The sequence below is a fragment of the Arminella tubonensis genome (assembly GCF_003240585.1).
Lineage (GTDB): Bacteria > Pseudomonadota > Alphaproteobacteria > Rhizobiales > Rhizobiaceae > Rhizobium > Rhizobium tubonense.
Genome location: NZ_PCDP01000076.1, coordinates 125,246 through 145,106 on the forward strand (window position 1 = coordinate 125,246; position 19,861 = coordinate 145,106).

The 19,861-nt window shown below is 53.1% G+C and carries 16 protein-coding genes; 9 read left to right on the forward strand and 7 right to left on the reverse strand.

Annotation, left to right across the window (positions count from 1 at the left end):
* The first annotated feature begins 24 nt into the window (after positions 1-24).
* From CPY51_RS32410 to CPY51_RS30360, 3 genes are all read left to right on the forward strand, one after another.
* Positions 25-255, forward strand: coding sequence for a hypothetical protein (locus CPY51_RS32410; protein ID WP_146260206.1), 231 nt, complete (start codon positions 25-27; stop codon positions 253-255).
* A gap of 184 nt (positions 256-439) precedes the next feature.
* Positions 440-1,051, forward strand: a complete 612-nt coding sequence (locus tag CPY51_RS30355) for a hypothetical protein (protein ID WP_111164078.1) — start codon at positions 440-442, stop codon at positions 1,049-1,051.
* A 246-nt stretch (positions 1,052-1,297) separates the two neighbouring features.
* A complete protein-coding gene (locus CPY51_RS30360; protein ID WP_195909658.1) occupies positions 1,298-1,990 on the forward strand; it encodes a cupin domain-containing protein in 693 nt (230 codons plus the stop codon).
* 215 nt (positions 1,991-2,205) lie between these two features.
* Here the strand turns inward: CPY51_RS30360 and CPY51_RS30365 are convergent, their stop codons facing one another.
* Complete coding sequence (locus CPY51_RS30365) at positions 2,206-4,497, reverse strand: FdhF/YdeP family oxidoreductase (protein ID WP_111164080.1); 2,292 nt, start codon at positions 4,495-4,497, stop codon at positions 2,206-2,208.
* Positions 4,498-4,951: 454 nt separating this feature from the next.
* Between CPY51_RS30365 and CPY51_RS30370 the strand changes: the two genes are divergently transcribed.
* The 3 genes from CPY51_RS30370 to CPY51_RS30380 all read left to right on the forward strand — a co-directional run bounded on the left by CPY51_RS30370 (position 4,952) and on the right by CPY51_RS30380 (position 8,210).
* On the forward strand, positions 4,952-6,088 hold the full coding sequence (locus tag CPY51_RS30370; protein WP_111164135.1) for a cupin domain-containing protein: 1,137 nt from the start codon (positions 4,952-4,954) through the stop codon (positions 6,086-6,088).
* 59 nt (positions 6,089-6,147) lie between these two features.
* Positions 6,148-6,825 carry a YoaK family protein gene (locus CPY51_RS30375; RefSeq protein ID WP_111164081.1) on the forward strand — a complete coding sequence of 226 codons (678 nt, stop codon included), beginning with the start codon at positions 6,148-6,150 and terminating at the stop codon, positions 6,823-6,825.
* Between the two features lie 395 nt (positions 6,826-7,220).
* Complete coding sequence (locus CPY51_RS30380; protein WP_195909664.1) at positions 7,221-8,210, forward strand: alpha/beta fold hydrolase; 990 nt, start codon at positions 7,221-7,223, stop codon at positions 8,208-8,210.
* A gap of 820 nt (positions 8,211-9,030) precedes the next feature.
* Here the strand turns inward: CPY51_RS30380 and CPY51_RS30390 are convergent.
* The 6 genes from CPY51_RS30390 to CPY51_RS30415 form a co-directional block, all read right to left on the reverse strand.
* Positions 9,031-9,990 (reverse strand): hypothetical protein, encoded by a 960-nt coding sequence (locus CPY51_RS30390; protein ID WP_146260207.1) that lies wholly within the window; start codon positions 9,988-9,990, stop codon positions 9,031-9,033.
* Complete coding sequence (locus tag CPY51_RS30395; protein ID WP_195909659.1) at positions 9,990-11,000, reverse strand: cation diffusion facilitator family transporter; 1,011 nt, start codon at positions 10,998-11,000, stop codon at positions 9,990-9,992. Before CPY51_RS30395 ends, CPY51_RS30390 begins: the two co-directional genes overlap by 1 nt.
* A 281-nt stretch (positions 11,001-11,281) precedes the next feature.
* Positions 11,282-12,589: an NAD(P)/FAD-dependent oxidoreductase gene (locus CPY51_RS30400; RefSeq protein WP_111164085.1), complete on the reverse strand. Its 1,308-nt coding sequence runs from the start codon at positions 12,587-12,589 to the stop codon at positions 11,282-11,284.
* Between the two features lie 180 nt (positions 12,590-12,769).
* The gene (locus CPY51_RS30405; RefSeq protein WP_111164086.1) at positions 12,770-13,930 is read right to left on the reverse strand and encodes an NAD-dependent formate dehydrogenase; all 1,161 of its coding nucleotides are present in this window, start codon (positions 13,928-13,930) and stop codon (positions 12,770-12,772) included.
* A 169-nt stretch (positions 13,931-14,099) separates the two neighbouring features.
* Positions 14,100-14,588, reverse strand: coding sequence for a hypothetical protein (locus tag CPY51_RS30410; protein ID WP_111164087.1), 489 nt, complete (start codon positions 14,586-14,588; stop codon positions 14,100-14,102).
* A 203-nt stretch (positions 14,589-14,791) separates the two neighbouring features.
* Positions 14,792-15,241: a hypothetical protein gene (locus CPY51_RS30415; protein WP_206607271.1), complete on the reverse strand. Its 450-nt coding sequence runs from the start codon at positions 15,239-15,241 to the stop codon at positions 14,792-14,794.
* 321 nt (positions 15,242-15,562) lie between these two features.
* On the opposite strand from CPY51_RS30415, the gene CPY51_RS32415 reads away from it, so the two are divergent.
* The 3 genes from CPY51_RS32415 to CPY51_RS30430 all read left to right on the forward strand — a co-directional run bounded on the left by CPY51_RS32415 (position 15,563) and on the right by CPY51_RS30430 (position 19,779).
* Complete coding sequence (locus CPY51_RS32415) at positions 15,563-15,874, forward strand: hypothetical protein (protein ID WP_146260208.1); 312 nt, start codon at positions 15,563-15,565, stop codon at positions 15,872-15,874.
* A gap of 81 nt (positions 15,875-15,955) precedes the next feature.
* Complete coding sequence (locus CPY51_RS30425) at positions 15,956-19,153, forward strand: ligand-binding sensor domain-containing protein (RefSeq protein WP_111164089.1); 3,198 nt, start codon at positions 15,956-15,958, stop codon at positions 19,151-19,153.
* Positions 19,150-19,779: a response regulator gene (locus CPY51_RS30430; RefSeq protein ID WP_111164090.1), complete on the forward strand. Its 630-nt coding sequence runs from the start codon at positions 19,150-19,152 to the stop codon at positions 19,777-19,779. Before CPY51_RS30425 ends, CPY51_RS30430 begins: the two co-directional genes overlap by 4 nt.
* Positions 19,780-19,861: the final 82 nt, after the last annotated feature.

Genomic DNA, 19,861 nt, shown 5'->3' on the forward strand with positions numbered 1-19,861 from the left:
TAGTTGGGCGGGATTTTCGCAATCATGACCAAGTCGCTTGTCCATGGAAAGTGCGAATGGCCGGAGTCTGAGGTAGAGGATTCGACGGCTGACCGCCAACTTCGAAATGGAGTAATGAATTTCGCAACATCTAGAGGTCCTGGAATCGATCATAATCCGACCATCGTCGACCTGATCAATGCTCTTTTTTCCGGTCTACAAGCCCTACGTCAGAAAGTTGCCTCAGTTTCTCTCGGCGATAAAGCGCATGAATAGTTCGTTTACCAGTGCGATATGGCTTCGAAAATATTCAAGACAGTCGCTTATTCTACAAGACTGAGACCAGAGGAGATTTACGATGGTTTCGAATGCAAAGCCTCCCCAGCGGACGTTGCTGGCTAAAAAGCTGATAAAACCTAAATGTGGATGGTCCGCTCGCTAGCGACCCAAGGATCGAACCATGACGTTGGAAGCAACCAACCCGGACAGGCAGTCACAATCAACCAAAGCAGGTGTAGTGTCAGGGACCACAGCATTCGTATTGTGTGCAGTAATCTTCGCCGCGGATACCTTTGGCGTGGTTGGCGGGCCGCTTGCCGGGTTCTACGTTATAGCACTCATCTTAGCTGCGCAGGTTTTGGCCGATCGAAAAATTCTATGGGCGGCTGCAACAGTCGCGGCCCTAACAATGATTGCGGCAGCGTACAATGACGCATTTTCTTCGATTGCAGGGACTATTCAGATTTCGGCTGCCTTAACTGCAATCGCGGTTACCGCGGGTCTCGTCGCTAAAAACAATTCGACCGAACCGCGCAGGCCTGTTTCTCATGAAAATTTCAAGTTACCTCGACGTGACACCGACGTTTCGACAGGGAGTGCAGATCCTCAATCTCCGAGCGAACTCGCTTCGGTCTTGGAGGCTTTGTACATCAGTGCTCACGCAAACGTCCGGTGGCTGGACCGAGCAAATCCGAATATTGAAGCTGCTAAGGCGACCGCTGAGCGACTAGTACGCGACGCCCGCCGCGCTAGCGAGTTGGCGCTGACCGAAGACCAAGGTCCCCACAATTAGTTCTACCGTCACGCCATCGCACGCGTTGTGGAATTGGTTCACTGAGGTCGTGGTGACCTGGCCAACACAAGGTCCAGCAAGTCAATACCAAAAACGCAACTATTTAAGCCAATTACAATGCAATAATACAATCGCTAATCATTGATTTCTCTACATATACTTACGATGGCTACAGCATCTCTTTAACACGAGGTCTTCGGAGTCTGACCAATAAGATATGCTCAAACATTTCTAGGAGGCATGACTATGGTAAATTCACGCACCGCCCCCGTGGCGTCATTGGGGATCGACCATAGTGGTCTTGAAATCACCAGGGGATTGGAACAGGATGCCGATCTACGACGACTGCGTCATCTTGGGTTTCGACGTGTAACGCTGCCGGGAGGCACGGAACACCACTCAATTGGCCCTTCGTACCTCCATCAACTTGGCTATTGCGCACAAGGGAGCGTGGTTTTCACCGTTTACCGTGATTTTCATCAGCGACAGCACTTCGATTTGAAGGCGGGAGATCTTTTCTTTTTGCCTGCAGGTTCGCAATTTGTGTTCGAAAATATCTTTTCTGAACAAACGACAATCCTGTTCTGCAGCGCCCGCGACAACTTCGACATTCTCGACGAAAACCGATACGTGACGCTAGTCGCGTCGCCTGATCGTCCCGATACCGGTCTCTTGCTTCAGGCACGATCGTTGCAGGCATGCGGGCCAACTGGTCCGAGCCCGGACATAGAGGACGGCGACGAGTCCCATATTGTTCTTTTTTTCGACCCGCCGGGGGCCGAGATTCGAGAGGTCGGTACCATCGCCGGGCTATTTTCGCATACTGTCGTCGCCCGAGAGTTCGGTCTTAGCGAGATTGAATTGCCACTCCTGGAATTCAGTCTTCACGACGCTCTTGTTATCGCACCGATCGACCGTGAGGTCCCACTACAAAGTTGAAGCTTTCGACGAGTAAATTCGCGACGAATCCGCGACGGCAAAGCCGAAAGCGCGGCAATAGTGTCGGCCGCGCCGGTCTGTCCAAAAATAGACTCCGAGAAGGCAAAAATAGGCCCTGTCACTGTGTTTTGGCTCACTTCACCCTGCAAACCTCTCAAAACCTCAACCGCTTTTAGCTGAGGTCGGCGCAGAGCTTTAGGTATGACACTGATAAGTTAAGCGGATTTGCGCACCCGGACCGGAGCTCCTTTATAGGCAGGGGTGCCCGATTGGGTGTCGTAATCTGACAGCGCTATTACCTTGTTCATTTCGGGGTAATACCCAGCGATCATCCCCATCGGCAAGTCATATTCCACGGCAGTAAAACCGCAGACGGAGCGCTCGACGTCGCTGCCTAGTTCAATACCGAGAACGTCGATGCGATCGCCTTCCGCCAAGCCTCGAGAGGCTAGGTCCCCCTTGCTCATGAAGATGATATCGCGTCGTCCGAAAACGCCCCGGTACCTATCATCAAGATTATATATCGTCGTGTTGTACTGGCTGTGGCTTCGGAGGGTAGTAAGGATGAGGGCATCAGGCGCTGCCATGCGCTGGTCCTCCTCTAGACCCCGAGCAACCAAAAAATTGGCTTTGCCGGTCGCTGTGTGCCATTCGCACCTTGAGGCTGGTACATCCAACCTAAACCCACCAGGTTTCCTCACCCGTCCATTGAAATCATAAAAGTCAGGAAACACAATTTCGATTTTGTCACGAATCCGATCGTAATTGCCAATGAGTTCGTCCCAGTCAATCGCGTATTTGTCCCTCAGGGTTGCCTTCGCTATTGAGGCTATGATGGCGGGTTCTGACATGAGCTTTTCGCTGGGCGGCTTCAGAAATCCCCGCGATGCATGGACCATCGACATGGAGTCTTCCACGGTAACGGACTGAGGACCAGATTTTTGCAAGTCCTGGTCAGTACGACCAAGAACAGGCAGGATGATTGTCGTTTTGGCCGTGAGCAAATGCGACCGGTTCGGCTTGGTCGCAAGGTAAACCGCAAGGTCTAGCCTTCGAATGCCTGCAAACGTTGCATCGGAATCTGACATGGCGACGGCCAAATTGCCGCCGAGGCATATAAGAGCCTTCGACCGGCCATCGATTATCGCCTTGACTGCCTCGACCGCGTTATGCCCTTTCTTCCCAGACGGACGAAATGCAAATGCCCGTTCCATCCCTTCCAGCAATGCAGCGTTCGGGATCTCGGTGATGCCAACAGTTCTGTCGCCTTGGACGTTGGAGTGTCCCCTCAGTGGGCAGATCCCCGCGCCTTCGCGCCCCATGTTCCCGCGAAGTAGCAAGAGATTGACAAGCTGCTGTACAATGTCTGTTCCGACAGAGTGCTGAGTGATGCCCATTCCGTAACAAGCGATAACGTTTTTCGCTTTCAGGTAAGCGTCTGTAGCGATCTCAAGTGCCTGCCGCTGAAGTCCAGATTTGCGATAGATTTGCGCCCAATCAGTAGCAAGGATATCGGCCTTTAACGCATCTAGGCCAACACAATGAGCCGCGATGAATTCCCGGTCGAGCACGCCAGTTCCCCCTGCTACTAGGTCAGCTTCGTCGCGTTCGAAGATCAACTTCATCATGCCCTTCAAGGCCGCGAGATCTCCGCCTGCCTTCACCTGAAGGTACAATGATGCGATAGGCGTAGATGAAATTGTCGCCATTTCAATCGGGTTTTGTGGTGCGGCAAATCGCTCAAGCGCACGTTCTTTCAGCGGATTGAAAACAACGATTGGAACCCCACGCTTGGATGCATCATGGAGGGTCGTCATCATTCTGGGATGATTAGTTCCCGGATTATGCCCAACACTCAAGATCATGTCGGCATGGTCAAAATCCTTGAGCGTTACGGTCCCCTTTCCAACACCGATTGAAAGTGGCAGTCCAACTGATGTTGCTTCGTGACACATGTTGGAGCAGTCGGGAAAATTATTTGTACCGAAAGCTCGTACAAACGTCTGATACAGGAATGCAGCTTCGTTTGAAGCTCTTCCCGACGTGTAAAATTCTGCTTGGTCGGGATCGGGCAGGTTTCGCAGCTCCGCGCCGATGCGATCAAACGCTTCCTGCCATTCAATGGGTACAAATTGGTCGACACCCGCGTCGTAGATCATTGGATGGGTCAAGCGGCCGGTGTCTTCAAGGCTATAATCGCTCCAAGTCCACAGTTCCGCGACTTTATGCTGCGCAAAAAAGTCTGGGCCCGCCCGCTTTGATGTGGACTCCCATGTGATCGCCTTGGCACCGTTCTCGCAAAATTCGAATGCGGAGGTATGGTCAGGATCCGGCCATGCACATCCGGGACAATCGAACCCATGGGGCTGATTTGCCTTCAAAAGGGTAAGCGGACCTTGCAGCACCACTTGCTCGTGCTTAAGGGTCACCGCCACTGCCTTAAGTGCGCCCCAGCCACCGGCTGGCTCATCATAATTCTCAATACCGTCGGGGCGCTTCTTAGTCATCTCATGCTCCACTTTGAAAACGGAGTTCGCAGTAACTTTAGCTATAGAATTCAAATCTTGACCGCAGAGAGAGTCGTCTCACGGGATTGGCCCTTGAGGCGTGCTGTCATTCGGTTGCGAGTTTAATTATCCGCTCCGCCCCGTATACCATACATAGGTGTAGGCCGACACGTTGGGTGGCTTGCCGCAACGTGTCATTTGCCGCCCGAAAGCACTTACGTATTGTCTGATGCTATGCAATTTGTCTGAAACCTCTCATATTGTCATAAGAATATCTTTTTCAGTAAGAAAGAAAAACTGCCATTTTCAAAAGGTTTCGACAATAAGTTATCAATATATACTGCGAAGGTTGCTTTCGTTGAGCAGCCTCGATTTAGCAATCACGGATGCTCTCAATTCGGGCTATTCAAACCGCCGAGGCGGTGTCGACACCCTATCAAAGAGGACCATCATCATGACCGACCAAGCAAGCATCGAGCCAATTCGAGGAACCCGAGGTGCAGATGATCTCGGCCCAAGAAATCTGGCCCTTGACCTGCAAAATCCCGATGTCTTTCTACCACCAGAGACCGATAACGGTTCGATTCCGAACCTGAAGTTTCCATTTGGAATGGCCCATAATCGCCTAGAGGACGGTGGCTGGGCACGCGAGGTGACTCTTCGCGAGTTTCCCGTTTCCAAGTCGATGGCTGGCGTGAATATGCGGCTTGGACCAGGCGTTGTCCGCGAATTGCACTGGCACAAAGAAGCCGAGTGGGCCTACATCCTTCAAGGAACCGCGCGACTGAATGTCGTCGATCCGGAGGGCAATCTGTCGATCGACGATCTCAATCCAGGGGACGTTTGGCTTATTCCGGCTGGAATACCACATGCCATCCAGGGGTTAGGCGAGGGAACCGAGTTTCTTCTGGTATTCGATGACGGCAATTTCTCGGAAAACGAAACGCTACTGATCACGGAATATATGGCTCACACGCCGCCGAGCGTCCTGGCAAAGAACTTTGGCATCGATAGCTCGCATTTCGCAAACATCCCTAAGGCGGAGAAATACATCTTCCGCCAGCCGGTACCTCAGCCACTCGAAGTTGTCCGAGGCCAGTTACCATATAGCCCACCGCCGCTTCCATACGTCCTGCAAGCATCCAAGATCGAGCCGAAAAGCTATTCGGGGGGAACGGTGAAGTCGATCGACTCGCGGAATTTCCCTATGACGACGCTGTCTGCCCTGATCATTGAAATCGAACCGGGAGCAATGCGAGAGATGCACTGGCACCCAGATGCGGACGAATGGCAGTATTATATCGAAGGCGAGGCACGGATGACTGTGTTCGACGCGACGTCGAAGGCGCGTACGTTCAATTACCGAGCCGGTGATGTTGGCTTCGTGCCCAGAACCCTTGGACATTACATTGAAAATACGGGTACCACGCCGGTGAAAGTGATCAATGTCTTCAACAGCAGGTTCTGCACCGACATTTCGCTCAATCAATGGATGGCACTTACCCCACCGGACCTCATTCGAGGCCACCTGAATCTAGATGACACCGCAATGAGTGCGCTTCGTCAGAGCCACCAGGCGGTCGTTCGCTAGCCAAACCGCCCGCTGCTGTATCCAAAGCGGCGGGCGTTCCTCCGCGAGAGCGAAAAATAATGTCCAGCAATCCCCTAACGACACCCGCCGCACACATTTCGTTCCTCGGAGCAAGGACCACTCTGCTTTTTGCAGGGCTTGCTACAGCATTGGCCGGTTTCCTTGATGCCGTCGGATACGCCCAACTGGACCATCTTTACGTGTCATTTATGAGTGGAAACAGCACGCACTTAGGAATGACCTTGGCAGTTGGTGAGTGGGGCCAGATGATTCATGCTGGCTACATTATTGGAATTTTTGTGCTCGGCTCATTTGTCGGGACGGTAATTTTCGATGCCGCCCGAAAACCCCTAATTGCATTGCTTGTCGGCGAAGCTGTGCTGTGTTCCATCGCAATCGGCTTAGCAATCCGCGGCTTTCCAACTGCCGCATTGACCCTTACAGCCCTTATGATGGGAATGCAAAATGTCATGCATCAGAATATATCTGGCACGGACGCTGGAAAGGGTTTCATAACCGGCTCACTTTTCGGCCTCGGTCAGTCGCTCGCGCATGCCCTGAGGAAGCCAGGAGAATTCGCGCATGCGTTCGTCCATGGGACATCTTGGCTCTCGTTCATTTTCGGGGTCATTTGTGGTACCCTTTGCTTCACGCATTGGGGCGTAGTTTCCTCGCTGGTGATAGCATTTTTTGGTCTGATCTTGATGATCTTGATCTCCCTCAAGCTCACTATCTGACATTGCTACGCGGCTGGCGGGTAGGGTGGTCGTCTAACTTTAGAGAGAGGCCATGGCCGTAGCAGCTTCGCCATCATTCTCTTGTTGCCGCAACACCTCCCGTAGAAGTGAGTGTTATCCAAGTTGCAGTTCTTTGCGGGAAGAATGAAACGTCTACGCAATCCTGCGGATGTCAGAAAAGGGCAAACGGGCGAATTCCAAGTTCGCTCTTTCACGCTGGGAACTTGCCGCATCAAGCCGATATAAACGGAAGAGAACAGTTTCCGCTACCCTCCGACATCGCTAAAAAAGCACCACTTCAACGTCCAAGAACGCGAGGAATCGACAATAGCAGGGTTCATCTCGCGGTTATGTTTGACACGAGGGCCAAGCCGAAAATCCGGCGTAATTTCGAGATGGAGCCTGTAGTGACCAGTGAATTTTCCCTCCCCCTTTCTCGGCGTCAGACCCTGATAGCTGGAGCAACCGTTTCGCTTGCCATGGCCGCCCCGGCCTTTGCAGCGAGAGCAAAGCCCACCGATACGTTCAAAGGAGCGAGCCCTATGGCCGAAGAGTTTGTCACAACAAAAGATGGTGTTGAAATCTATTTCAAGGACTGGGGCCCGCGGGATGCCCAGGTGATCCATTTCCATCATGGCTGGCCACTATCCTCCGACGATTGGGATAACCAGATGCTGTTTTTCCTTAGCCACGGCTATCGAGTTGTCGCCCACGACCGTCGCGGTCACGGTCGTTCCTCTCAGGTGAGTGAGGGTAACGACATGGACCACTACGCAGCAGACGCAAACGCCGTGGTTGAACACCTTGACCTCCGCAACGCTGTTCACATTGGCCATTCCACCGGCGGTGGCGAGGTGGCCCGATATGTTGCCCGATATGGCCAGCCCCAAGGACGCGTTGCCAAAGCAATCCTTGTTAGCTCCGTGCCCCCGATAATGGTCAAAACGGAAAGCAACCCAGACGGCACCCCGATCGCGGTTTTCAATGGTTATCGGGAAGCGCTTGCCGCCAATCGTGCACAGTTCTACCTCGACGTTGCTTCAGGCCCGTTCTATGGCTTCAATCGACCTGGTGCCAAGATTTCGCAGGGCGTGATCGACAATTGGTGGCGTCAGGGGATGGAGGGTGGGGCCAAGAACCACTACGACGGCATTAAGGCATTCTCCGAGACAGATCAGACAGACGACCTCAAGGCGTTCAGGGTTCCCACGTTGGTAACGCAAGGGACCGACGACCAGGTCGTACCGTACAAGGATGCCAGCTTGCTTCAACACAAGCTCATTAAGGATAGCGTCTTGAAGCTCTACGATGGCTATCCCCATGGTATGCTGACAGTCCATGCGGATGTCATTAATCCGGATCTGCTTGCTTTTATCAAAGGCTGATCCGCGGCTACTTAGATGCATCAATGCGGCGATCGAGAATGGTCGCCGCATTTTCGGCTATCCGGATTGCGGTTGGAAGGCGGCTAAGGGCACACGCCTTCGTTGAACCTGCAAATCCCGCACTATTCCATCCGCCTTCGGAGGCGGCAGCCGAAACACTAGTCTCGGTCTATGACGTCTGCCAAGGCGGACGACCGCAGGCCCGTGAGAACGTCACCGTCTTGTGGACATTGGAATTGCCTTGAGCGGGCGTCGGCGGCAAAGCTTCGCCGCTTTGATTGACCGATGGCTGTCTGTCCAGGTTCTGGCTTCAACAGGCGGTGGCAGATCCTTCCGTAGGCTTGTCGACGACCTTTCGCCAAAACCGGAAGGGCGTCCTCAATTCCAGCCAGGCGGGCAATGCGTCTGGCAATTTCTGTGGCCGACGCCCATGCATCGGGTGCCTTTAAGGTGAGCTTGACAATGGTGGAAGAACTTCCACCCCAGACCTCAAGCGTTTCAATCGCGGCATGGCGGGCGCAGCGCGTCAGCACCGCGACGAAGATCGTACTTGCCCGCGAGTTCAGGAGCTGGGTCGCAGCGGCCGTCGGCCAACCGATAGGGATAAGTCATTAAAGAGCCTGCTAAGATGATACGGGCGACGATGCTTGGCATAATCAATCGAGAAGCTTTGCTTGCGGCTCGAGCGTCCAAGAGTGGGGCGCTATCGTCTATACAGGCTTCGGCTCATAAACTTTTCGTTGCAAGCGACACATCCTCTCGGGGCCCACCATCCATGACGATGCTTAGAGCTCCCTTCCCAAGCAAGCCGGTTTCGAAATCAGCCTCCGAGCAAGCCAATTTTGTAATTGCTGACTTTTGCAAAGCCATGTTCGTGGTCACTCAAGCCTAACAACGGTTTCAAACCGTCGGAGGCAGCGCAATCGGTAAGTGAAACGACCACCTTGTCAAACATCAAGGTATTCTCGGGGAAATTAATGCGCATTCGTAACCGCCGATCCAAGGCGCCAGCTGTGGAAGCCGCGTCTTCGAAATGAGTTCTTTGCGTGAAAATGGTCTCCAGCAGATCTAGGAAGGTGGACTCATTCAGAGCAATCCCTTCGAACTGACAGGCAGCGCTCTGATTGATCGCTCTCGTTCTAATTTGACTGATGGCTCGGCTGACTAGTTCCGGGTGCGATCGCTCATATGCAAGGAGATCAGTCACCCCCTCTGATTTCAGTGCCATGAGATAACGCCGCACGGCGGAAAAGTCCTGCAGCCAGAGAGCCGTTTCACTTTCCCTGAACATTCCCATAAAACTGGCTTCGCTGCGCACCAGCCTTACAGTCGAGCTCGCAAGTCGGCTCCCCAGGGCCTTGCTGTACGAAATCATTGCACACACCGTGAACAAGACACCCAACGATAGGGCCAGCTTGAATATCGCTGGTAGATCACCCACGTTCTCGTGGCTGTGGCCGTACGAGGCCAGTATTTGGATGCAGATGACGGTAGCTAAGAGCAATGTGCCATGCTGGGTGGTTACTTGGGCAAAAACAATGAGACATGCAATGTAAAGCAGTGGTGCGATCCCTTGCATCGGGATATTCAAATCAAGGACGAAAACGATGGCAACAGATGCAATCCCAGTCCCGAGCATCAGCGCTTTTTTTCCGTGCACCACCATCGATTTCCTTGGCCCCTCTGCCGGGCTGCCGCGTGTCAAATCAGGGGTTTCCATGCCTTGTTTTTCGGGCGAAGCACATTCCTCGTAAGAGCGTCCATATTCCAACTCGTTCATCAGTGAACCCCCGTTTCGAGTTGGGGTTTTGTCACGGTCGGCATGGCATACGTCTGCTGTTGCCTGTAACGTTTTGGCGTCTGAGGAGTTACAAAAAGCATGATGATTTCCGGACGTTCACGATGAAACCTGTCCTCAATTGCTGTGATAGCCTCTTCTATTTCTCCACTTCTCATATCCTCCCGAAACCATACGCTCAGCGCGACAAGAAGCTGCTCCGGCGCCAGATGCACCGTTGTTGCTCCATTGACGGCCAATACCGCTGGACTGCTGGCGACATCGGCCATTATTGCGGCGGCGACGGCTGGGTCCGCTGGAACTCCGATCAGTAGAGACTTGCTCTCTGCTGCCAACTTTACTGCAGCAATTGCCAAAATTACGGAAATGGCGATGGAAGCGGCACCATCGTAGATCGGATTGTTCTGCGTTATTGAAAGTGCCGTACCGATCGCTGTTATCGCTAATCCGAGGATGGACGCTTCTCCGCCGAAAACCACTGTCAGGGATGTCGGATCGCGGCGAACATAGAGGTACCGGTGGAAGCTTTGATGACCGCGCTTCCTGTCAATCGATCGGATTGTGTACGTGAGCGAGGCGACTTCTACTACTGCCGAGATTGCTAGGATTGCAAAATTGATGGCAACGTTGGAAAGTTGGACCGGATGCAGCATTTGATGGATTCCGTCCACGAAGGCGACTCCGGCGCCGAGCGAAAAGATAAGGATCGCGACAGCAAAATTCCAAAAATATAACTCTCGACCATAACCAAGCTGGTGCTCGAGCGTAGGGGGCCGTCTAGAATTTGCGATTCCGTAAAGCAATATCAATCCGGTCGAAACATCTATCAGGGAGTGAACTCCCTCGCTCATCATTGACGAACTTGAAGAGAGGTACGCTGCTGCAAATTTTATCAGTGCAACTGAAAAGTCGGCAAATAGGCCTACGACCACCAACCTGGTGGTCATTTGACTTATATTGATATGATGCTGTCGCACTGTTGATATCACCATTGTTTTGAGTGTCCTGCTCTGGTGAGCGGATGCAGCGTTTGATGAATGGCTGACTGTCACATCGGAAAAAGGGCTTTGATCCCGGTTCATTTGGTATGCAACATATGTCTTTGACTTGCCGGTTTTCCGACTAGTGGACCGAAAGAGTCAGAACGGGATTTGCAGGATCCGGATCAATGTATTTCAGGCTCTCCTGGTAATCATCTATACTTTGGTTTGGTATCATCCGGAGCTTGATAGCAATGCAAATGGCCCGCAGGCGCAACAAAGCAATTTGAGCGTCAGTGAAGGCGGGAGGACTTTGGTCGCGCTGGCTGAAATCTATCGGAAATGAGGCGGGCGCTACGTTGGTGGGTGATAAAGCTCCAGCCCCAGTTGAACGTCACGGATAGTTTGCTCCGGAAATCGATCAGAAAAAGTATGTGAACGAGGCACCAAAATATCCAAGCGGGGAAACCCGAAAGTTTGACCCCTTTTATTGAAACGACGGCGGACTTCCTGCCAATAACGGCTAGCTTGCCCGGATCCTTATACACAAAAGGTGGGGGAGGGGGCCGGTCTCTCACCCTTGCTGTAATGACCTTTGCAACATAAGCGCCCATCTGCTTTGCGGCAGAGGCGACTCCTGGGACAGGATTTTTCGCAACGCTGAGATGGCTGGTATCGCCGATCACGAACACGTCCGGATGGCCCGGCACCGATAGATCTTCACTGATAAGAACCCTGTTTGCCCGATCGTGATTGACCTTGAGCCACTGGGCTGCCGCGGATGCCTGAACGCCAGCGGCCCAAACAATAGTTGCGGCATCGATGTGCTCGTCTAATAGGCCCACACCGTCGCTGCTGCAGCTGGTGACTGCGCTCCCGAGCTTTACCTCAACCCCCATTGTTCGAAGCGATCGAACGCAGCGGTCAGATTGGCTTAAGGGGAAGGCCGATAGAAGGCGGGGTCCGGCCTCGATCAATACAATGCGCATTTCACTTGGGTCGATTCCACGAAACTCGCCCTTAAGCGTTCGATGCGATAGGTCTGCAAGCGCTCCAGCAAGCTCAACGCCCGTCGCCCCTCCACCAATGATAACAGTGGTTAGGTATTTGCGGCGCTCAGTTTCATTGGAAGAGAGCTCCGCGTGTTCAAAGGCTGATAGCAGCTTATCGCGTAGTGATCGGGCGTCTTCCATCGTCTTGAGGCCGGGCGCAAACTGCGCCCAATCGTCATGGCCAAAGTAGGCATGCGTCGCCCCGGTGGCAACTATCAGATAGTCATATGGGATCGAATTGGTCCCATCGCCGACAGTGCGCAAATCAATGTCGACGGAATTTATGTCCATCATCAGGACTTCGACATTATCACTATTCGAAAATACGGAGCGTATCGGCCAAGCGATGTCCCCGGGCGAGAGCGCGGCGGTCGCGACCTGGTAGAGAAGGGGTTGAAACAAATGGAAGTTTCTTCTGTCTATGACAGTGATATCAACCGCTTCTTTCTCAAGTGCTCTGGCCGCGGAGAGGCCGCCGAACCCAGCGCCAATGATTACGACTTTTGGTCTGGAGTGCGCACCATCGCCAGTTTTTGAAGGTTGGTTCATGTTCGCCTCGAAAGTTAAGTGCGATCGTGACGGATCGCCAAGGACCCGCTCCGTTGCATGTATTTTTGACCGCCACGAGAATCTCCGGGTGATGTGCGACGGTGCGGATGCCGGAATGCCAAGTTCGTGGAGATCGGGCCATAGGTTGCCGCCGACATTTTGACGGCCACCCCAAGCGGCTCAGGCAAGCTTGTAAGAGGCAGCTCCGGTGCCCGCGAGACTACCGGCGTCGACGATGAGATATTCCGGGCGAATGGGTCTTTTCTCAAAAAAGTCCTCTAGGATCTCAAGGGTCCCAGCGGCGTATCTGGCCTGTCCGGAGAGAGAAGTGCCTGACATATGTGGCGTCATGCCTTGATGAGGCATTGTCCGCCAAGGGTGATCGGCGGGCGCTGGCTGCGGGAACCAAACGTCACCTGCGTATCCGGCAAGCCTTCCGCTTTCAAGCGCACGCACGACCGCGTCACGATCGCAAAGCTTTCCGCGTGCGGTATTGATGAGATAAGTGCCCCTTTTCATGAGCGCGAACATCTTGTCGTCAAACATGTGCTCGGTCGACGGATAGAGCGGCGTTTGCAGATTGATGACGTCGCATACCTTAACCATCGACTGGGGCGTGTCGTGGTACGTAAGGTTGAGTTCTCTCTCTACGTCGGCCGACAACCGGTGGGGATCGTAGTAGTGCAGATGGACGTCGAATGGCTTGAGGCGACGCAGCACAGCGAGCCCGATACGTCCAGCTGCGATCGTACCGAAGTGCATGCCCTCCAGGTCGTAACTGCGGGAGACGCAATCGGCGATATCCCAGCCACCCTTGTTCGCAATCTCGTGCGCAGGAAGGTAATCGCGGACAAGCGACAGCACCATCATCACTACGTGTTCTGCAACGCTCACACTGTTGGAAAATGTCACCTCGGCCACTGTAATCCCATGCTCTGCCGCAGCCTTGAGATCGACGTGATCCGACCCAATGCCCGCTGTGAGCGCTAGCTTGAGCTTTTTGGCCTTGGATATGCGGTCGGCGGTCAAATACGCAGGCCAGAACGGCTGTGAGATGACGACATCAGCGTCGGGAAGGTGATGATCAAACTCGGAGTTCGAGCCGTCCTTGTCGCTGATGACGATCAGTTCGTGACCGTTGGCCTCCAGATAGGGCCGAAGCCCAAGTTCACCTGAGACGCAGCCTACAAGTTCGCCAGGAATGAACCCCAGTTTTCCTTGTGGAGATGGCACCGTCTGGCCGTTGGCATAACCCGTGATAACCGGGATGTCGTCTCGGGCATATTTTGGCGGGTAGCCAGTTGTTGGGTCGGGATAAAGGACGCAGAGAATCATTGCCACGAATTGGCACTCCTTCCAGATTTGTTGGATCGTGTTTAAGTCAAACTATGGACCGTGACATTCGGCGTGCTGTTCGTTTGCGCCATGTAGGGTTCAATAGCTTTGGCGACTGCCTACGCCGTTTTTCGTCGCCAGACGGCGGGTAGTGAGCCGCTGGATGTACGAACGGCTATGGGATTGCATCATCGACCGTCTTTGCGATCCACTCCTCGACAGTCAACCCACTTTTCTCCGCCTCAACCTTCGCCGCCTCGGCGAGGTTCGCGTTCAGCGGAACGTCATAGATAATGTCCTGCTCCCGGTTCATTGATAGTGCGAGGCTCGTGGCCCGGCGTGCGAACTGACGCATGCGGTCGGCTTTTTCATAGTCTGAAAGACTCGCGTCTGACGCGATCGCCGGGCAGTACAAGGTGACAATATGATTGATTGTGTTGTCAGTGGACATTTTGTGCTCTCGCAGGAGCGTGATTGCCGATGACAATTCGTTGGGCTGCTCAAGGAGAAGCCCCTTCGGCAAGACATTTTCGATTTCCATGGCAAGCGGCGGCGTGTGAAGATCGTTAAGTTGAGGACATTCAAAGCCTGTTGCTCTTGAGGAAGCAGGTGCGAGAACTAAGACGCCGAGGGCGCAAATGATTACGAACGTCTTTTCTGTCATGACATCTTACTCGACACGAGGATCACCACCAAATTGTTCGAACACGTATTGGAGACCTGAAAGGTCCGGCCACTGTTCCGTCGGTTCGAAGGGGAACACAGGTCAAGCTATGCGCACTGAGACCCAATCCGTCCCAAACTTCGATTTGTCGTTTGGCCCTTTCGGCGAAGGCGATCAAGCGGGCGGTATCGCCAACCTGGTCGTCACCACCCCAATCCTGGTCCGTTAAGCCCATTGTAGCCCGCACGCCATGGCCCCCAGTCTCCCCAGTTCCATGAGCTGTCGGAATATATTTCGGCAGCGAGCAGATTGCGGTTCGCAACCTTCGCCTGCTGTGAGGCGAATTGGTACTGGTCATAGGCAGCCTGCGACCCAACATAAAGGCACTTGCAACCCACCGGATCTGCATAAATGTAAGTGACGCTGTCACCGTGAACGCTTTTCAGAAATTTATTTGCTGGAGCTCGTTTCAGCATTGCCACTCGTTTTGGCGTATTGGCCGGACCTATGATGAATCCCGCAGCGGCCAGGCGGTCTTCTTTGGTAGCGACCTTGTCTTCAGTCGTCGCGCAGGCCGAAAGGGCGATCGCACTCGCAACCGCGTAACACAACGACAATTTTCGCAGGGGATTTTTTGCCGACCGGTTTTCCACGTTTCGTATCTCCTCTTGCTGGCCCTTAATTGACCGAGACACAAAAGCTAGCGCTGTCGCCCCCTTTCCAAAATCATACTCAAGTAGCGCGGCGTCTGGACCTTGGTTTAACACATCAGCGGTTCATTTCATTCGGCCAGGTCTTTCTAGCGTTGGATGGAGTGAAATGGCTCAAGCGAGAATTTTTTCGTACCCCCCTTTAGGGGGTGGACCTGGCAAATTCTGGCCGTAAGCTGCATCCAAAGACGGACTACGTGAAAACCGCAAACGGATCCTGGTATTCGTGTCGGTGTGTCTAGGCAGCCGAAAGTTGGATTGACAATGAACACGTTACAGCCATTCTTTCATCGTCGCGAAGGTCAGCTCTGTTCACCGTTGGGAGAGCGTCACAACTACTCTGACGCAATTGAATCAGGCGCGGGGAGCTTGGAAAAGTGTTCAGCTGATATTGTGGTCCATGAAATTGAAGGGTTGATTGGCCTGATCGCTATCGGCGTGCATGCAAACATGCGTTGGCTGGACAGCAGCGGTGAGCCGAACGTGGAACGAGCTCGGCAAACCACCCGAAAGCTGGTTCGCCAAACCGAACAGCTGATGGCACTCATCGAGGCGATAAGGAAGCCTTTGACTTGATCGATGTTTCAAATGTTGGCGCTTCGGAAATCCAGGGCGAAACAGCACGATTGAGCTTGAACACTCACTTGAGTTCTGCGCGTGATTAACCAGCAATCTAATGAAGTGCTCGTCGACCGGCAATTCGCTTGTGCATTGTCGGCGTTAATCGTTTTGGTCTTCAGTTTGGTTGGGATGAGCGACGTATGGGCAGCATCCGATCGCCCGACAGTGGTCGAAGCCATCGTTGAGCCCGCGTTTCAACGTGTACACGTTGAGGACAGGGCCGATATCAGGTTTCGCAAGCTTTCGCTGTCTCAGGGGCTTTCACAGACGCGCGTTTCCCAAATTGTGCAGGATGACGACGGCTTTCTCTGGTTCGGTACCCAACACGGTGTCAACCGATACGACGGCTATGGATTTAAGGTTTTCAAGCATGAACCCGGCGAGCCCGGAAGTTTGAGTGGCGTCTTCATTTGGGCGCTCTTCAAGGACCATTCCGGAACAATATGGGTTGGCAGCGATCAATTTCTTGACGCTTTTGATAAGTCCACGAGCACTTTCAAGCACTACTCATTCGACCCCTCAAACCCCACCGTGATCCATATTAGCGAGGATAGGATAGGAAACCTCTGGCTTTCGACAAGCCAAGGTCTGTTCCGTCTTGATCCGAAGACAGGTGTATCGACCAGATTTGTTCATGACGAGTCAGACCCAACCTCTCTTGCAAGCAGCGACGTCAAATCCACCGGAGAAGACGCCGAGGGAACATTCTGGGTTGCAGACAGCGCTGGACTGGAGGCTTTCGATCGCGATACCGGTCGTGTCACAGTTCGGATACCTCTGAGACAAGAAGTGCGTGAGTTCTCATTTCACGAAGACAAGCATGGGATATTCTGGATAATCTACGGCTCCGGCAACGGATTGGCGACCTATGACCGCAAGACGAACAAGGTAGTTCGATATTCGTTTGAGGACGATGTTTCCGATGGAAGTCTTACTGGCGTTTATTCCATGCTGGAAACGGCTGGGGGTGACATATGGCTCGCGACAATGGGGGGCGGCCTTTTGCGGTTCGACCGCGATGAGTTCAAGTTTATCCGCTATACTCACGATCCCAATGATCCGCAAAGTCTCGCTGAAAATCGTGTAATCACCCTTTTCGAGGACGCTGAAGGGAACATCTGGACAGGTTTACACGCTAGCCCGCCCAACACTTTTCCAAGAGAAGCCCCTCCCTTCAAAAAGCTCTGGCCTTTTCCAGGACACGTCGACAAGCTCGGAGAAAGCCTGGTCAATGCCATTTTCGAGGACAGCACTGGGGCGGTTTGGCTTGGAGCGGGGGGAGCCCTGAACCGCCTAGATCCGGCCGGTCAAAGCATTTCAGTGCTAACGCCAGCCGGACCAGGATCTACGCTGGAGGTGCTTTCGATTGCCGAAGACAAGGCTGGCACGATATGGATAGGGACCCTCGGACGCGGGTTATTTGCTTACGATCCTCACACCCACAGTTTTAAATCCTATCGCTACGACGCGAACCGTAAGGATGGATTGAGCAGCGACATCGTTTCGAGGATTCATTTCGATAATTTCGGCAAGATCTGGCTGAGCACCTGGAATGGTATCGTCCGATTTGATCCCGCAACGGAGCATTTCGAGACGTTCAAGCGTGATCCGAATGCGAGTGCAGAATTGTACTTTTCGATTGTGGTAGACGCGGATGGCATTTATTGGCTTGGCACCACGAACGGGCTTGTACGTTTTGACCCCGAGACGCACGGCTTCCGGGAGTTCAAGCATAATCCAGTTGATCCGACTTCGCTCAGCAACAATACCATCAACAGTATCTATGTTGGTGAACGTGGGTTGCTTTGGATAGGGACGCAGAACGGGCTCAATCGATTCCACACCGAGACTGGAAAGTCCGACAAATTTTTTGATACCGCCGGATTGGCTGGCAACGCCGTCAGCTGCCTGGTGAGCGATGGAGATGGCGTCCTTTGGATGAGCACAAATCGTGGCGTATCGAAGCTCAATATTGATGACCTAACATTCGATAACTATTCGACGGCCAACGGCCTCCCCGGAGATGACTTGACTGGATGGAATGCCTGTGCGTCTGGCAAGAACGGCGCTGTATACTTCGGAGGATTTGGCGGTGGTACAGTCAATCGTCATACGGAACATGGTCACGAGACGTACGTCCCGCCTCTTGTGTTTACTGATATTCAACTGGCGAATGGGACTGATGGCGCTTTGCTGGATCCGTCTCTCTCCAGACCGTCAGTACGGTTGCCCTTCGACAAAAGCAATATAGCCGTGTCGTTCTCAGCCTTGAGTTACCGGAGCCCAGAAACAACTCGATACAGATATAAATTGGTGGGCTTTGACATGGACTGGCACGCGGTCACCAGCCAGCAAAGATCTATCAGTTACGCTGCTTTACCAGCAGGCGACTTTTCTCTCCGGGTCCAAGCGGCAACAACGAGAGGGGTGTGGAACATGCCCGGGGCGGTACTCGCTTTAACAGTGATGCCGCCATGGTGGACAACCTGGTGGTTCAGAACGATTTCCGCGGGCGCCATAATTAGCTTGCTTGCCGCAATCTATCGCTATCAGGTCTCCAAAGTAGCTGCCCATTATCGGGTTCGTCTTGAGGAACGGATAAACGAACGAAATCGATTGGCACGTGATCTTCACGATACACTGCTGCAGAGTTTTCAAGGATTGACCATCAGGCTTCAGGCAGCTCGCCATCTTCTTCCTGCAAAGGCTGCCGAGGCGGCAACGATGCTGGACATTGTGCTGCAAAAAAGTGACGACGCCATCATCGAAGGAAGAAATGCCGTTCAAGCGTTGAGAGAATCTACGCGTGACGACATAGCGGAGGCGGTTCGAAAGGTCGGAATCGAACTCGCGCATACACCGCTCGCGGCGGCCTTCGATCTAAAAATAGATGGGCAAGTGTATCCATTGGATCCTTCCGTAAACGAGCAGATCTATCGCATTGTTAGCGAGGCCATTCGAAACGCTTTTAAGCACTCTGGCGCAAAACTCATCGAATGCGAATTTCGTTATCTGAAAGACGAATTGAGGGTGGTTGTCAGAGATGACGGATCGGGCATTCGTTCGAATACTGACCGGAAAAAACCGCTTGGCGGCGGATGGGGCATTGCCGGGATGAAAGAGAGAGCCGAAAATATTGGGGCTCATCTGATGATCCAAAGTGCCGGGGACGGAACTACTGTGGAATTGATATTGAAAGTGGCTGCGCATCGGGGTCGGGGTCTAAAGATATGACCAAGGGTCCCGCTATACGCGTTGTAATGGCTGATGACCATCCGCTAATCCGTGAAGGCATTGGAGCGCTACTCTCTGGCCACCGCGATATCGACGTCGTGGGCGAGGCGTCTGACGGCCTTCAGGCTGTGGCTCTATATTCGTCGTTAATGCCAGATATACTTTTACTTGACCTTCAAATGCCGGGGCTTGGCGGGCTTGAGGCGATTGGTGTCATTAAAAGCCGCTTCCCATCAGCTCGGATCATCGTGCTCACCACCTACGAGGGTGACCAGCTTGCCAGCAAGGCGATAAGTGCCGGGGCCCAGGCCTATCTCTTGAAAAGTTCGGTTCGTACCGAGCTGCCTGACACCATAAGGGCTGTTCACCGTGGCCAGAAGCACATCCATGCGAAAGTCGCCCAAAATCTTGCTCAACATGCGTCGGATGATGTTCTCACACCTCGCGAAGTTGACGTGCTTTCTCTAATTGCTCGGGGAAATTCAAACAGGGCTGTGGGAAACAGCCTTTCCATTACAGAAGAAACAGTAAAGGGGTACGTGAAAAATATCCTGTCGAAACTTGGTGCAAAAGATCGAACGCACGCTGTCGCTCTCGCGCTAAAACGTGGGATAATCGAACTTTGAATAGCCATTGTGCAACCCCGCTCGTTTCTCCTGTATCACTGCGTTGCAAGATTGCTGCCGAAGAGAGACACGCCATACCTAG